This window comes from Massilia sp. UBA6681 (genome assembly GCF_002454935.1).
Lineage (GTDB): Bacteria > Pseudomonadota > Gammaproteobacteria > Burkholderiales > Burkholderiaceae_D > Telluria > Telluria varians.
Genome location: NZ_DKJX01000032.1, coordinates 1 through 14,510, shown reverse-complemented (window position 1 = coordinate 14,510; position 14,510 = coordinate 1). Strand labels below are relative to the sequence as shown.

Here is a 14,510-nt window from a genome sequence, read left to right as displayed (position 1 = left end):
GAGGTAGGGTGGGCGGCTCCACCCGGCGATATGATCAGCTGCAGCGCAGACGCCGCCCACGCGTTCAAACAGAACTCGAACAGCCGCCTCGTCTGCTCGTGCGGGAGTTGAACGCGTGGGCGGCATCGACAATAACGGCATGCCTGACCGAGGGGTGGAGCCGCCCACCCTACGATCTTGTCGAGAGGACTTAGGCCGAGGTCTTCTCGTCGCGCAGCTCGCGCCGCAGGATCTTGCCCACGTTGGTCTTCGGCAGCGTCTCGCGGAACTCCACGTACTTCGGCCGCTTGTAGCCCGTGAACTGCTCCTTGCAGAAGGCCATCACCTGCTCGCTGGTGAGCGCGGCATCCTTCTTCACGATGTACAGCTTGACGGCCTCGCCCGAGTTCTTGTCCGGCACGCCCACGCAGGCCACTTCCAGCACGCCCGGCATCGCCGCGACCACGCCTTCGATCTCGTTCGGGTAGACGTTGAAGCCCGAGACCAGGATCATGTCCTTCTTGCGATCGACGATGCGGGTATAGCCCTTCTCGTCCATGATGCCGACATCGCCGGTCTTGAAGAAGCCGTCCGCGGTCATGACCTTGGCGGTCTCGTCGTCGCGCTGCCAGTAGCCGGCCATCACCTGCGGGCCGCGCACCGCGATCTCGCCGGCGGTGCCGAAGGGGACTTCGTTGCCGGCTTCGTCCAGGATGCGGATCTCGGTCGAGGGCAGCGGCAGGCCGATGGTGCCGGTGAAGTCGGTGATGTCGCAGCGGTTCGCGGTGACCACCGGCGAAGTCTCGGACAGGCCATAGCCTTCCACGATCGGGATGCCGGTCATTTGCAGCCATTTGTCCGCCACGGCTTTTTGCACCGCCATGCCGCCACCCGGGCACACCAGCAGGCCCGAGAAGTCGAGCTTGGCGAATTCCGGGTTGTTCACCAGCCCGTTGTACAGCGTGTTCACGGCCGGGAAAATGTTGATGCGGTAGTCACCCAGTTCCTTGATGAAGCCCGGGATGTCGCGCGGGTTCGGAATCAGGAGGTTCATGCCGCCCACGCGCAGGCCCAGCAGGGCGCACACGGTCAGCGCATAGATGTGGTACAGCGGCAGCGCGCACACGAACTGCGGCTGTTCGCCAGCCTTCAGTTTGCTCAGGGTCGGGGCGAACCAGGCTTCGTTCTGCAGCACGTTGGCGATCACGTGCTTGTGCAGTAGCACCGCGCCTTTCGAGACGCCGGTGGTGCCGCCGGTGTACTGCAGGAAGGCGATGTCGTCGTGGCCGATGGCGACCGGACGCAGGGTTGCGCCCGAAGCTTCCGCCAGCATGCGCTTGAAGCCGATCGAACCCGGCAGCGACCAGGCCGGCACCATCTTCTTGACCTTGCGGACCACCAGGTTGACCAGCGTGCCCTTCAGGCCGCCCAGCAGGTCGCCCATGCTGGCCACGACCACGTGCTTGACCTGGGTGTTACCGATCACCTGTTCCAGCGTGTGCGCGAAGTTCTCCAGCACCACGATGGCCTCGGCGCCGGAATCCTTGAGCTGGTGCTGCAGTTCGCGCGGGGTGTAGAGCGGATTGACGTTGACGATCACGTAGCCGGCGCGCAGCACGGCAGCCATCGCCACCGGGTATTGCAGCACGTTCGGCAGCATGATGGCCACGCGTGCGCCCGGCTTCAGGCCCCTGGCCTGCAGCCAGGCCGCCATGCGGCCCGACAGGCGGTCCAGTTCGGCGAAGGTGAGCGTCTTGCCCATGCACGCATAGGCCTTGCGGTCGGCGTACTTGCGGAACGCCTCCTCCAGCAGATGCGTCAGGGAGCGGTACTGCGTGGGGTCGATCTCCGCAGGTACGCCGCCCTCGTACGACTTGAGCCAAAACTTGTCCATCCGTGCCTCACCTTCTGTATCTGATGCTATGTCCATTAAAACGCGAAGCCGCCCGGAGCATGGCAGCTTCGGGGCGGCTTCCGCGGGCCGGCATGCTGCGCCGGCCGTCATGCTGCCGTCAGGCGGTTTCCGCCTGCTTCTTCTCGTCCCGCAGTGCGCGGCGCAGGATCTTGCCGACGTTGGTCTTCGGCAGCTCGTCGCGGAACTCGATGTACTTCGGTTTCTTGTAGCCGGTGAACTGCTGCTTGCAGTAGTCCATCAGCTGCTCGGCGGTCAGGTTCGGGTCCTTGCGCACCACGAACACCTTCACCGCTTCGCCGGAATGCTCGTCCGGCACGCCGATCACGGCGCACTCCAGCACGCCCGGGTGGCCGGCGATCACGCCTTCCAGCTCGTTCGGGTAGACGTTGAAGCCCGAGACCAGGATCATGTCCTTCTTGCGGTCGACGATCTTCACGTAGCCGTCCGCATCCATGATGCCGACGTCGCCCGACTTGAAGAAGCCGTCCGGCGTCATGACCTTGGCGGTTTCGTCCGGGCGGTTCCAGTAGCCCGCCATCACCTGCGGGCCGCGGATCGCGATCTCGCCGATCTGGCCGATGCCCATCTGCTTGCCCTCGTCGTCCAGGATCGCGATATCGGTGGACGGAATCGGCAGGCCGATGGTGCCGGTGAATTCCTTCACGTCGGCGCGGTTGCAGGTGGCCACCGGCGCGGTCTCGGACAGGCCGTAGCCTTCGATGATCGCGGTGCCCGTGATCTGTTTCCACTTGTCGTTGACGGCCTTCTGCACCGCCATGCCGCCGCCGTTCGACACCTTCAGGCCCGAGAAGTCCACGGTGCCGATGTCCGGGTGGTTCACCAGCGCGTTGTACAGCGTGTTCACGGCCGGCAGCATGTTGATCTTGTACTTGCCCAGCTCCTTGATGAAGCCCGGGATGTCGCGCGGGTTGACGATCAGGATGTTCAGCGCGCCGGTGCGCATGCCCCACATCGCGCAGGCCGTCAGCGCGAAGATGTGGTACAGCGGCAGCGCGCAGACGATCACGGTCTGCTCGTTCGACTGCCCCATCGCCGGCGCCGACCAGGCTTCGGTCTGCAGCACGTTGGCGATCACGTTGCGGTGCGTGAGCGTCGCGCCTTTCGACACGCCGGTGGTGCCGCCGGTGTACTGCAGGAAGGCGATGTCCGAGGACTTCAGCTCGACCTTCGAGAACGGCATCCTGGCGCCCTGCGACAGGGCTTCCTTGAAGCGCACCATGTTCGGCAGCGAGTACTCCGGCACCATCTTCTTGATGTTACGGACCACGAAGTTGACCAGCATGCCCTTGGCGCCGCCCAGCATCTCGCCCATGCTCGCCACCACCACGTGCTTGAGCGGGGTCTTGCCGATCACCTGCTGCACCGTGTTCGCGAAGTTCTCGAGCACGATGATCGCTTCGCTGCCCGAGTCCTTGATCTGGTGCTCGAGCTCGCGCGGCGTGTACAGCGGGTTGACGTTGACCACGGTGTAGCCGGCGCGCAGCACGGCCGCGATCGCGATCGGGTACTGCAGCACGTTCGGCATCATGATCGCCACCCGCGCGCCGCGCTCCATGCCGCGGCTCTGCAGCCAGGCCGCCAGCTTCTTCGAATAGGCATCCAGCTCGCCGTAGGTCAGGAACTTGTCCATGCACACGTAGGCGTTGCGGTCGGCGTACTTGCTGAAGGATTCCTCCAGCATGTGCACCAGCGACGCGTACTGGTCAGGGTTGATCTCGCTTGGTACGTTCGGGGGGTACGACTTCAGCCAAATTTTGTCCATCGGATGCCCTTTTGTCTCGAATAGTTATCGTGGTGGTCCGAGCGTGCGCAGTCCAGGATTGCGCCTTTGCTATCGCCTGCTTGTGATGCTATCGGGCAGCGCCAATGCGCGCAAGTTCTTTTAAGTCGATTGGAACGGGTCCTCTATATGCGTTTATTTCCCCGTACTGGCGACCTCGCCCATGGTGCGCTGCACCACGAGCGGCGCGGTCGGGGCCGGCGCCGCCAGCCTGGCCAGCACGCGGTGCCGCTCAAGCTTGTCGAGCTTGGCGATCTGGTTGACCGACTTGTAGAAAGCGGTCCAGCTGCGCTCCTTGCGCAGCAGCGCGCGGAAGGCCGGGACGAAGTCGTTGTAGGTGGCGATCGAGGCCAGGTGGGCGTTCGACAGCGGCTCGGCGAAGAAGCGGTCGTAGCCCGCGTAACCGCCCCAGTTCGCCTTCAGCACCTGGTAGTCGTCCTTCAGCGCGATGAACAGCCGCGCCTTGGTGGCGCGCTTGTCGTCGCGGCTCATGTCGCTGGCATAGAGCTTCTCCAGCTCGCCGCGGTAGCGCACCAGCAGCGCCATGAAATCCTTCTTGCGCGCCGTGTAGCGCTCGAAGGCCTCGACCATGGCCTCGTTGCCGAAGCGTTCCAGCCAGCCTTCGACGCCGGCCTGCTCCACCGCGCTGGCAAAGGACTCGTTGAACTTCGAATCGCCCGGTACGTACACCACCTGGTGCGCCAGCTCGTGGAAGATCAGGCGCGCCAGCTCGGCGTCCGGGTAGTGGATGAAGGTCGAGATCAGGGGGTCGCTGAACCAGCCCAGGGTCGAGTAGGCACTGACGCCGCCCACTTCCACGTCGTGGCCCTGGCTGCGCAGCTGTTTCGCATAGGCCTGGGCTTCCTGCTTGCTGTAGTAGCCGCGGTAGTTCACGCAGCCGGCCACCGGAAAGCACCACTGCATCGGTTTCAGCGACAGCTCGGGCGTGGCGACCACGTTCCACAGCACGTAGGGACGCTTGATGTTGGTGAAGTTGGTGTAGCTGCCGTTGTCGGGCAGCTTCATTTCCTGGATCGCGTAGCGGCGGATCTGGCGTGCCGCCTCCAGGCGGTGGCGCAGCTTGGTATTGGTGGAGGGATCGGCCAGCCAGGCATCGATTGGACGGGAATCCGTCAGCAGTTCGAGCTGGCCTTGTGCGGCCTGGGTGTAGTAGGAGAGGGATGAGCAGCTTGACAACATCAGGGCCGCGGCGGTAGCGGCCATGAATGGCCGGAAGGCCCGGGAAAATCTAGTGGTGGATTTCATCTCGCATTGAGGGCGCGGCCTTTTCGACCTGCACCAGGGTGTCGTAGAAAGTGGGCGCCCTGCCCATGTCGGTCAATCGCTGGCTGGTGACTTCATTGGCGTTCTTGCCGTCGCTGGCGAGTTTCTTCCACCAGATCGACAAGCCCACCACCAGTCCTTCGCGCGCCTTGTCGGTGACGCGTGCACGGGCAACGAACGAGCCGCGGTCGTTGAAGATACGCGCCATGTCACCATGCAGGATGCCGCGTCGTGCGGCGTCGTTCGGGTGGATGTCGAGGTGCGGCTCGCCCTCAGTTGCGCGTAGGCTCTGTACATTGACAAAGGTCGAGTTGAGGAAGTTCCTTGCCGGAGGCGAGATCATCGCCAGCGGATACTTCCGGGCCAGTTCCGGATTGGAAGCGGCCGATTCATACGGCGGAATATAGGCCGGGACCGGGTCGAGCCCGTCGCGCGCCATGCTGCTCGAATAAAATTCGCACTTGCCCGACGGGGTCGGGAAGCCGCCTTCGGCGAAGGGCGCCTCGGGCATGGTGAGTTTCTGCCAGCCCTTGCGCTTGAGCGCGTCCCAGTCGAAATGCACCGCGCGCTCGTGGCGCTTGTCGAAGGCCTGGGCGGCCAGCTCGTCGTCGGACTCCTGGAAGCAGGGGTCGTCGAAGCCCATGCGCGCGGCCAGCAGGCGGAAGAACTCGGTGTTCGGTTTCGCTTCGCCGATCGGCGCAATCGCCGCGTTGTTCGCCATCATGTACAGGTGGCCGTAGGCCAGGTGCGCATCGACGTGCTCGAGCTGGGTGGTGGCCGGCAGCAGGATGTCGGCGTAGTCGGCGCTGTCGGTCTGGAAGTGTTCCAGCACCACGGTGAACAGGTCTTCGCGCTCGAAGCCCTGCTGCACTTTCGCCGAATCCGGGGCGATCGCCAGCGGGTTGGCGTTATAGACGATGACGGCCTCGATCTTCGGGCCGAACTCGGGCGAGGCCTCCTTGAGCAGGTCGTCGCCGATGGTGGTCATGTTGATGGTGCGCGCCATGCGGCCCGCCAAGAGGTCCGGGCGCTGCAGGAAGGAGCGGTTGGCCGGGAAGGACCCCGAGGTCGACAGCTGCACCCCACCCGCCTTGTGGCGCCAGGCGCCGACCAGGGCCGGCAGGCAGGCGATATTGCGCACCGCCATGCCGCCGCCGCGCACGCGCTGCAGGCCGTAGTTCATGCGGATCGCCGCGCCCTCGCCGCTTCGCGCGGTCTGGCCGTACAGGCGTGCCAGTTCGATCACCTCAATGGCCGTGATGCCGCAGGTCTCGGCAGTGCGCTCGGGCGTCCATTCCAGCGCGCGCTGTTTCAGTTCTTCGTAGCCCAGCGTGTACTTCGCCACGTAGTCGTGGTCGACCAGGTCTTCGGTGATGAGCACGTGCATCATGCCCAGCGCCAGCGCGGCGTCCGTACCGGGCAGCAGAGAAATGTGCTGGTGGCACTTCTCGGCCGTCAGCGAGCGGTAGGGATCGATCGCGATCAGCTTCGCGCCGCGGCGCTTGGCTTCCTGGACGCGCATCCACAGGTGCAGGTTGGACGCGATCGGGTTGCCGCCCCAGATCAGGATCAGCTTGGCATCCTGGAAGTGCTCGATGTCGGTGCCGATCGAGCCGCCGATGGTGTACTTGTAGCCGGTGGCGCCGGCGGTGGCGCAGATGGTGCGGTCCAGCTGCGAGGCCCCGAGCTTGTTGAAGAATCGTAAAGACATCGAATCGCCCTGCACCAGTCCCATGGTGCCGGCATAGCTGTAGGGGAGAATGGCTTGCGGATCGCGGGCGGCGATCGTGCCGAGGCGTTCGGCGATCTCGTCGATCGCCGCTTCCCAGGTGATGCGCTCGAATTTGCCTTCGCCCTTGCGGCCGACGCGGCGCATCGGGTACAGCACGCGGTCCGGGTGGTAGGTGCGCTCCACGTAGCGCGACACCTTGGTGCACAGCACGCCCGCCGTGGTCGGATGCTCCGGATCGCCCTTTACCTCAAGCGCCACGCCATCATCGACGGTAACGAGGATGGCGCAGGTATCGGGGCAATCGTGGGGGCAGGCGGCGCGGACTTGTGTAACTGGCATGGGGTGGGATCGGCGGAAAATACTTCGTGAAACCAATACTTTATACGATCTTGGGGAGGTCCGTCCCCTCCTCTTTCACTGGGTGTTTGAGGCAGGCTACAATGGTTCAAGGCATGCAATGCAAGCATGACAAAAAAGGAGGGACAGATGAAACTCGTTGAACCAATCCTGGCCTATCTGCCGGAACTTCAGGAAATCCGGCGCGACCTGCACGCGCATCCGGAGCTATGCTACGAAGAGCAGCGCACCGCCGACGTGGTGGCGGCGAAGCTGACGGAATGGGGCATCCCGATCGTGCGCGGCCTGGGCGTGACCGGCGTGGTCGGCATCGTGAAGAACGGCACGTCGAATCGCGCGATCGGCCTGCGCGCCGACATGGATGCGCTGCCCATGCAAGAGATCAATGGCTTCGCCCACGCCTCGCGCCATCCAGGCAAGATGCACGCCTGTGGCCACGATGGCCACACCGCCATGCTGCTCGGCGCCGCCCAGCACTTGGCGCAGCACCGCAACTTCGACGGCACCGTCTACCTGATCTTCCAGCCGGCCGAGGAAGGCGGCGGCGGCGCGCGCCGCATGATGATTGATGGCCTGTTCGAGCAGTTCCCGATGGACGCGGTGTACGGCATGCACAACTGGCCGGGCATCCCGGAGGGGCACTTCGGCGTGGTCGCCGGGCCGATGATGGCCTCCAGTAACGAATTCCGCGTGAGCGTGCGCGGCAAGGGCGCCCATGCGGCGCAGCCGCACCGCGGCATCGACCCGGTGATGGTGGCGGTGCAGATCGCCCAGGCCTGGCAGACCATCGTGTCGCGCGAAAAGAATCCGCTGGAATCGGCGGTGCTGTCGATCACCCAGATCCATGCCGGCAGCGCCACCAACGTGATTCCCGACGAAGCGGAACTGGTGGGCACCGTGCGCACCTTCTCGTATGAGGTACTGGATTTGATCCAGCGCCGTATGGAAGAGATCGCGACCGGCGTCGCCGCGGCCTTCAATGCCTCGGTCGACTTCAATTTCAAGCGTAACTACCCGCCGCTGATCAACCATCCGGAACAGACGGCCTTCGCGGTCGAGGCGATGCGGGCGGTGGCGGAGGCGGATCGCGTGGATACGCAGGTCGAACCGACCATGGGGGCGGAAGACTTTGCCTTCATGCTGCAGGAAAAGCCGGGGTGCTATGTGTTCCTCGGCAATGGCGACGGGGCGCACCGCGCGGGCGGGCATGGGCTGGGGCCGTGCCAGCTGCATAACACCAGTTATGACTTCAATGACAATTTGCTGCCGATTGGGGCGAGTTATTGGGTGCGGCTGGTGGAGATGAGCTTGCCGAAAGGCTGATACGGCTGCGAACCGCTTTTCGTAGGGTGGGCGGCTATGCCGCCCACGCGGTCAGCAGACGCCAGCACGACCGCGACCGTTCGAATGTCGGCGATCACCGCGTGGGCAAGGAACTTGCCCACCCTACGGGAGCTGGTCTTTCGAGTTCCCCAGACGAATTCCCGGGTTCATCTGCTCCAGCGCCAGCAAGGCCGCCGCATGATCCGCCGTCGGCAAAGCCCCTTCGATCGTCTCGTACTGCCGTGTCACCAGTTCCGTCACCGGCAGCGTCAAGCCCGCCGCTTCCGCCGCCGCCAACACGTTCCGCAAATCCTTCAGCTGGCTCTTGACCTGCCCGCCCGGCACGAAATTCCGCTCCAGCATGCGCTGCCCGTGCACCTCGAGGATCCGGCTGCCCGCGAATCCGCCGCGGATCGCCTCGCGCACCGCGGCCGGATCGGCGCCTGCGGCCTGCGCCAGCAGCAGCGCCTCGGCCACCACGTTCAGCGTGGCGCCGACGATCAGCTGGTTGCACAGCTTGGCCACCTGGCCGCTGCCCACCGGCCCGACGCGCTGGGGCTTGCCCATCGCCTGGAGAATTTTTACCACCTGGTCAAAATCCGCCGCCTCGCCGCCGGCCATGATGGCAAGCAGCCCCGCTTCGGCGCCGCCGACGCCGCCCGACACCGGCGCATCCATGAAGCGGCAGCCCTGGGCCACCAGGCGCGCCTGGAAGGCCAGCGCTTCGTCATGCCGGGTCGAACTCATGTCGATCCACAGCGTGCCCGGCGCGAGCGCGGGCAAGGCGGCGTCGAGCACGGCGCCCACCACCGGCCCGGCCTCGAGCATGGAGATGACCACTTGCGCCCCGCGTACCGCCGCGCACAGGTCTGCGACGGGCTCTGCCCCGCTGCCGCGCAGCGCCTCGGCCTTGGCGTGGGTCCGGTTCCAGGCGCGCACCGGGTAGCCAGCCTGGGCCAGACGGGCCGCCATCGGCCTTCCCATCAGACCGATTCCGAGGAAGGCGATGGTCGTCATCAGAACAGTCCGAGGAATTTTTTCTTGACGGTGTTCGTGCGGCCAGGGACGACCAGGTCGGTCACGCCCTTGTCGTTGAAGCCGTCCAGCAGCGCCGGGAATCCCTTGCGCTTGACCAGGTCCATTTCCGCCGCATAGAGCGGCACCACGCAGTGGAAATAGATGTCCTTGCCGTCGCGCTCGAGCGCGGCGAAGGCCTCCGGCGCCGAGGCCGGCGGCAGCAGGATGGCGCCGGTGAATTCGACGCCCTTGGCATAGGGCTTGGCCGGATGGCCGTTCGGCACCGTGTGGCCGAGGCCGAGCCAGGTCGCGTGCTGGTGCGGATAGTGCGCCAGGTGGCGCAGCAGGGCCACCGGCCAGTACCAGCGCTCGTCCCGCACCGACGCTTCATCCAGCTTCCAGTCCGCCGGCAGCGCCATCATCAGTTCGCCGAACGGCGGCGCGCCTTCCGGCACGCTCATCGGGCGGCTGCTCATGCCCGAGGTCACCAGGCGCAGGAAAGGCGTGCGCTCGTTGGCCGGCACCACGTGGATGTCGACCTGCACCGGGTCGGCGATGGTATCGTGGAAGACGGTATCGATCCGGCCCAAGTGAGCGGCGATGTGCTCCGCCACCGGGTCATGCGGCAAGACGGTGGGCGTGAGCTGCTGCTGGGTCGGGGCGGCAAGCGGATACAGGGGGGTGCTGGTCGGTTCGGTCATGCGACAGTAGAAAAAGGAGTTGCGTTCTGCGGGGGGTCTATCATACTCGCGCGACAGCGCAAGGTGGCGGACAGCGCCGATTTGTTCTCGCTAGTACAATAGTGTATTGCACAATATTTCATCGCTGTTAAGAAAGAAGAACATGCCTACTGTGAAGAACATTGCCGGTATTGCCGCCACCCTCGCGCTGGCGTTCAGCGCCCAGGCCGCACACGCCCAGGCCCTCGGCGGCTGGGCCGACTCGGCGTCGCTCGAGTTCGGCACCAATCCCCAGCAGCGCATGCTGCGCGTCGCCGTCCAGAACGACTGGGACCAGCGCTGGTTCGCCCGCAACGGCTATCACCTGTCGGGCTACTGGGAAACCAACCTGGCCCTGTGGCGCCTGCGCGCCTACCAGAACGTGCCGGGGCGAACCAAGAACATCGCCGTGGTCGGCTTCACTCCGGTATTCCGCTACCAGAGCGACAGCAAGCTCGGCCTGTATGGCGAGGTCGGCATCGGCGTGAACCTGTTCTCCACCTTGTACAAGAACGAGGACAAGGAATTGTCCACCGCCTTCCAGTTCGGCGACCACATCGGCGTGGGCTACACCACCGCCAATTGGGACTTCGGCCTGAAGTACCAGCATTACTCGAACGCCAGCATCAAGAGCCCGAACGCGGGCGCGAACTGGATCATCGCCAAGGCCGCCTACAAGTTCTGAACGTAGCAGCCGGACGGAGTCCGGTTGCGATTTATGACACAATCGGACCAAGGTGGGCCGCCCGGCCTGCCGGTATCACGAGGTCCGATTGACTGATTCCAGCACCATCAAACGCTACCTGCCGTGGCTCGTCGCGACTGCCCTGTTCATGGAGCATCTCGACGCCACCGTCGTCAATACCGCCATTCCGAGCATCGCGGCCAGCCTGCAGGTGACGCCGCTGAGCCTGAAGTCGGTGGTCACCAGCTACATCCTCGGCCTGGCGGTCGGCATCCCGCTCAGCGGCTGGATGGCGGACCGCTTCGGCACGCGGCGCGTGTTCTTCACCGCCATCTCCACCTTCACCATCGCCTCGATCCTGTGCGGCCTGTCCGTCAACGCCCAGATGATGACCGCAGCCCGCCTGCTGCAGGGCCTGGGCGGCGCGATGATGATGCCGGTCGGCCGCCTGGCCATCGTGCGCACCTTCCCCAAGAGCGAACTGCTGGCGGCGATGAACTTCGTGATCATCCCGGCCCTGATCGGACCGCTGCTGGGGCCGACGGTCGGCGGGCTGATCGTGCACTGGACCACATGGCGCATGATCTTCTTCATCAACGTGCCGGTGGGCCTGGCGGCGCTCTACCTGGTCTGGAAACACATGCCCGACTACCGCGGCCACGAGAAACGGCCGCTCGACGTCATCGGCCTGGTCCTGTTCAGCAGCGGCACGGCGATCCTGTCCTGGCTGCTCGAAGTATTCGGCGAGCACACGCTCGATGCGCTCACGGCCGCCCTGCTGCTGGCCCTGTCTCTCGGCCTGCTGGGCACCTATGCCTGGCATGCGCTGCGCATCAAGCATCCGCTGCTGCGCCTCACCCTGTTCAAGGTGCGCACTTTCCGCATCTCGGTGGCGGGCGGCTTCCTCACCCGGCTGGGCGTGGGCGCCCTGCCCTTCCTGCTGCCGCTGCTGTACCAGCTCGGGCTGGGCCTGCCGGCCTGGCAATCCGGCCTGCTGATGATGCCGTCCGCAGCGGCCGCGATGGGCATGAAGATGTTCGCGCCCAGGCTGCTGGCGCGCTTCGGCTACCGCCAGGTGCTGACCGTGAACACGGTGCTTATCGGCCTGACGATCTCGATGTTCACCCTGGTCGGCCCGGGCACGCCCTTCTACGTCATCGTCGCCATCAGCCTGGCGCAGGGCTTCTTCAATTCGCTGCAGTTCTCGAGCATGAACACGCTGGCCTATGCCGACATCGAGCCGCAGGACACCAGCATGGCGAGCACGATGTCGAGCTCCTTCCAGCAGCTGTCGATGAGCTTCGGCCTGGCCGCCGGTTCGATCGTGACCGCCTGGTTCCTGGGGCCGGTGGCGCAGGACAACCGGGAACAGGTGGCCCAGGCCCTGCACCATGGATTCGCGACGCTGGCGGTCCTGACGCTGCTGTCATCAAGCGTGTTCTGGCGCCTGCGCCGCAACGACGGCGACAGCATCAGCCGCGGCCAGGCCAAGGCCAAGGAAGCGGAGCCGGTCGAGGCCGGCCAGGGGACCTAGGAATTCAGGAGAGGCAGGCGCCGCCCGATGGCGCCTGGTAGGGCACCGGCGTGCCCGGCTTCTCGACGTGGTAGTACAGCGAGACGATCTTCCAGCCGCCCTCATCGCGGTAGAGCTGGATGCTGTTGACGCCGACGTAATCGGCCTTGACGGAGGTGGGGTCGCGCCGGGTTTCAACGATGCTGTACACGGTGGCGAAGCGGTCGTATTCCTTCACGTCGCGGACGACTTCGCACTCGTGGAATCCGTGCGGCCGCACCGGGCGCTGATCGGCGATGAAATCCGCGGCCTTCATCGATTGGAAGCGTGGCTGGCCGTCGCGATAGACGCCGCCGGCGACGATTGCATCGTCGCGGAACAGCTGCTGCAGCCGGTCGGCGTCCGCCGCCACGCTCGGGGCGTGACTCGACGCTTGCCACAGCGCCGCGACCACGGCTTCGGGCCTCGCCGAGGCGGAAGCAATCAGCGGCAGGCAGGCGAGGATGGCAGGGAGCAGGCGGCGCATGGACGGGTTCTCGTAAAAGCGATGCCTGCAGTATAACGTTTACGTACAGCAAAAAGCCCGCAGGAGGCGGGCTTTGCAGGTGATCAGCGGCGCCAGTGGCCGCGACCGCGGCCGCGGTCATGTCCGCGGTCTTCACGCCAGCCGTGACCGCGATGGTAACCACGGCGCGGCGCATCGTAATAGCCAAGACCCAGGTTCAATTCGACCGGCGGTCCGACGTAGCTGGAGTAGCCTCCGCCATAATATGGATCGTAGCCAGCATACGGCGGCCCGTATACTGCACAGCCACCGAGTCCGGCAGCCAGCAGCAGTCCGGCCGCGCATCGTTTCAATACACTATTGCTTCGAGTAGTCATCTAAGCCCCCTAACGGTGAACCTGAGTTCAGTGTAGGTGTGGGCAGGATGGATGCACATCGAAGTTACGTTTGCTAACTTGCTTTCCCACCAGAACCTCCTGGCCGTGAACTCAATCCAGGGGCTGGGGGATCACTTGCACGGAACCGCGCTTCAGGACCTGTGGCGTGGTGATCGGCGAAAAATAGATCCGCTTCTGCTCCATGGCAATATAGATGCGGTAACGATGCAGGAAATCGGCGCCCAACACCATTATTTGGCCCTGGTGAGCCAGGTCCATCAGGCGCAGCTCGAGATTCTTTACTTCCAGTGCGCCGATCGACATCAGCGGCACCGGCACTTTCCATACCGGCTTGTCAGGACCCTCTCCGGGCAAGGGGGCTTCGCGCGCCGCACCGGGCGAGTCCGGCGTCAATCCAAGCCGCTCGCCAACGGCTTTGGGCAGATACGAATAGGGAGTCGCCGTCGACAACAATGCATGGATGGGCTTGCCATTGATCGTCGCGATGAACACGACCCGCGCATCGCGCTTCCACGGGTCGCCCATGGCAAGCACCGAGACCGCCTGCGGATCCCAGTAGGCCAGATGTGCACCGATGCAGCCATTGGGGTCGAAGGACTTCAGGTAACCAGCATCCAGGGCAATCTCGAGGTCGTTCTGCAGGAGCGTGCCGGCGCCGACACGCAACCCGAAGGTGTCGTCCATAAAATTCTCGACCATGTAGGTGCCACCCTTCTTCTTGACCTGGCCGATCGACAAGTCCTTGATATTGGCATGCGAGAAGTCCACCAGGAGATCGACGCCCTTCGGATTGCGGGCGTCTTCGCGGGCCAGCTTGCTGGTCGCGTGACGTACTTCAATGCCGAGACGATCCAAGATTTTTTTGTTGAACACGAGGGACTCCGCGGCGCCCGTACTCAGCATGGCGGGAACTGTGATGCCGTTGATCGTCGCTTCGCCGACAGGGCGCAAATCCTCGGTATAGGTAAGCGAGATAGATGCCTGTTCGCGCATATCGCATCCCACCGGCAAGGACTCGGCAAATGCCATGGGTGAGATGAAGAGGAAAGCGCAGATCGCGCTACAGAACATGGAGACGTGAGAAGCCTGACGAGTGAAGCGGATCATATAGTCCTGAGTGGTCTGCATGAGAGCAGTATATGGATCCGGATGAACTGAAACTGGGCTTTTAGAAAATTACCCGGATGTCATACGTACAAAGCAAAAAAGCCCGCAGAGAGTGAGGATCCGCAGTGCGGATCCGAACAGCGGGCTTTAGCCCTACAAAGCAAAAAACCCCACC

General features: G+C 64.4%; 11 protein-coding genes. 3 read left to right on the top strand and 8 right to left on the bottom strand.

The annotated features are described in order from the left end of the window. Nucleotides 1-190: 190 nt before the first annotated feature. The 4 genes from B2R83_RS04670 to B2R83_RS04655 all read right to left on the bottom strand — a co-directional run bounded on the left by B2R83_RS04670 (nt 191) and on the right by B2R83_RS04655 (nt 7,050). A complete protein-coding gene (locus B2R83_RS04670; RefSeq protein WP_292038570.1) occupies nt 191-1,873 on the bottom strand; it encodes a long-chain-fatty-acid--CoA ligase in 1,683 nt (560 codons plus the stop codon). A gap of 118 nt (nt 1,874-1,991) precedes the next feature. Beyond that, a complete protein-coding gene (locus B2R83_RS04665; protein WP_292038569.1) occupies nt 1,992-3,677 on the bottom strand; it encodes a long-chain-fatty-acid--CoA ligase in 1,686 nt (561 codons plus the stop codon). Nucleotides 3,678-3,830: 153 nt separating this feature from the next. Then, the gene (locus B2R83_RS04660; protein WP_209587027.1) at nt 3,831-4,919 is read right to left on the bottom strand and encodes an aminopeptidase; all 1,089 of its coding nucleotides are present in this window, start codon (nt 4,917-4,919) and stop codon (nt 3,831-3,833) included. Between the two features lie 25 nt (nt 4,920-4,944). Beyond that, entirely contained in the window at nt 4,945-7,050 is a 2,106-nt protein-coding gene (locus B2R83_RS04655; RefSeq protein ID WP_292038566.1) for a molybdopterin-containing oxidoreductase family protein, read from the bottom strand. 147 nt (nt 7,051-7,197) lie between these two features. Between B2R83_RS04655 and B2R83_RS04650 the strand changes: the two genes are divergently transcribed. Continuing rightward, nucleotides 7,198-8,391, top strand: a complete 1,194-nt coding sequence (locus B2R83_RS04650; protein ID WP_292038564.1) for a M20 aminoacylase family protein — start codon at nt 7,198-7,200, stop codon at nt 8,389-8,391. A gap of 123 nt (nt 8,392-8,514) precedes the next feature. On the opposite strand, the gene B2R83_RS04645 is transcribed toward B2R83_RS04650, so the two are convergent. Next, on the bottom strand, nt 8,515-9,408 hold the full coding sequence (locus tag B2R83_RS04645; RefSeq protein ID WP_292038562.1) for an NAD(P)-dependent oxidoreductase: 894 nt from the start codon (nt 9,406-9,408) through the stop codon (nt 8,515-8,517). Further along, complete coding sequence (locus B2R83_RS04640; RefSeq protein WP_209587023.1) at nt 9,408-10,109, bottom strand: suppressor of fused domain protein; 702 nt, start codon at nt 10,107-10,109, stop codon at nt 9,408-9,410. Before B2R83_RS04640 ends, B2R83_RS04645 begins: the two co-directional genes overlap by 1 nt. Before the next feature lie 142 nt (nt 10,110-10,251). On the opposite strand from B2R83_RS04640, the gene B2R83_RS04635 reads away from it, so the two are divergent. Next, on the top strand, nt 10,252-10,812 hold the full coding sequence (locus B2R83_RS04635; RefSeq protein WP_292038557.1) for an acyloxyacyl hydrolase: 561 nt from the start codon (nt 10,252-10,254) through the stop codon (nt 10,810-10,812). 88 nt (nt 10,813-10,900) lie between these two features. Continuing rightward, nucleotides 10,901-12,346 carry a DHA2 family efflux MFS transporter permease subunit gene (locus B2R83_RS04630; protein ID WP_292038553.1) on the top strand — a complete coding sequence of 482 codons (1,446 nt, stop codon included), beginning with the start codon at nt 10,901-10,903 and terminating at the stop codon, nt 12,344-12,346. A gap of 4 nt (nt 12,347-12,350) precedes the next feature. On the opposite strand, the gene B2R83_RS04625 is transcribed toward B2R83_RS04630, so the two are convergent. Together B2R83_RS04625 and B2R83_RS04620 are read right to left on the bottom strand one after the other, a co-directional pair. Next, nucleotides 12,351-12,851, bottom strand: a complete 501-nt coding sequence (locus B2R83_RS04625) for a hypothetical protein (protein ID WP_292038551.1) — start codon at nt 12,849-12,851, stop codon at nt 12,351-12,353. A 467-nt stretch (nt 12,852-13,318) separates the two neighbouring features. After that, the gene (locus B2R83_RS04620) at nt 13,319-14,356 is read right to left on the bottom strand and encodes a pepsin/retropepsin-like aspartic protease family protein (protein ID WP_292038548.1); all 1,038 of its coding nucleotides are present in this window, start codon (nt 14,354-14,356) and stop codon (nt 13,319-13,321) included. Nucleotides 14,357-14,510 lie beyond the last annotated feature (154 nt).

Coding starts and splice junctions, on each gene's coding strand:
- B2R83_RS04670 (WP_292038570.1), bottom strand. CDS start 1,873: ATGGACAAGTTTTGGCTCAAGTCGTACGAGGGCGGCGTACCTGCGGAG.
- B2R83_RS04665 (WP_292038569.1), bottom strand. CDS start 3,677: ATGGACAAAATTTGGCTGAAGTCGTACCCCCCGAACGTACCAAGCGAG.
- B2R83_RS04660 (WP_209587027.1), bottom strand. CDS start 4,919: ATGGCCGCTACCGCCGCGGCCCTGATGTTGTCAAGCTGCTCATCCCTC.
- B2R83_RS04655 (WP_292038566.1), bottom strand. CDS start 7,050: ATGCCAGTTACACAAGTCCGCGCCGCCTGCCCCCACGATTGCCCCGAT.
- B2R83_RS04650 (WP_292038564.1), top strand. CDS start 7,198: ATGAAACTCGTTGAACCAATCCTGGCCTATCTGCCGGAACTTCAGGAA.
- B2R83_RS04645 (WP_292038562.1), bottom strand. CDS start 9,408: ATGACGACCATCGCCTTCCTCGGAATCGGTCTGATGGGAAGGCCGATG.
- B2R83_RS04640 (WP_209587023.1), bottom strand. CDS start 10,109: ATGACCGAACCGACCAGCACCCCCCTGTATCCGCTTGCCGCCCCGACC.
- B2R83_RS04635 (WP_292038557.1), top strand. CDS start 10,252: ATGCCTACTGTGAAGAACATTGCCGGTATTGCCGCCACCCTCGCGCTG.
- B2R83_RS04625 (WP_292038551.1), bottom strand. CDS start 12,851: ATGCGCCGCCTGCTCCCTGCCATCCTCGCCTGCCTGCCGCTGATTGCT.
- B2R83_RS04620 (WP_292038548.1), bottom strand. CDS start 14,356: ATGCAGACCACTCAGGACTATATGATCCGCTTCACTCGTCAGGCTTCT.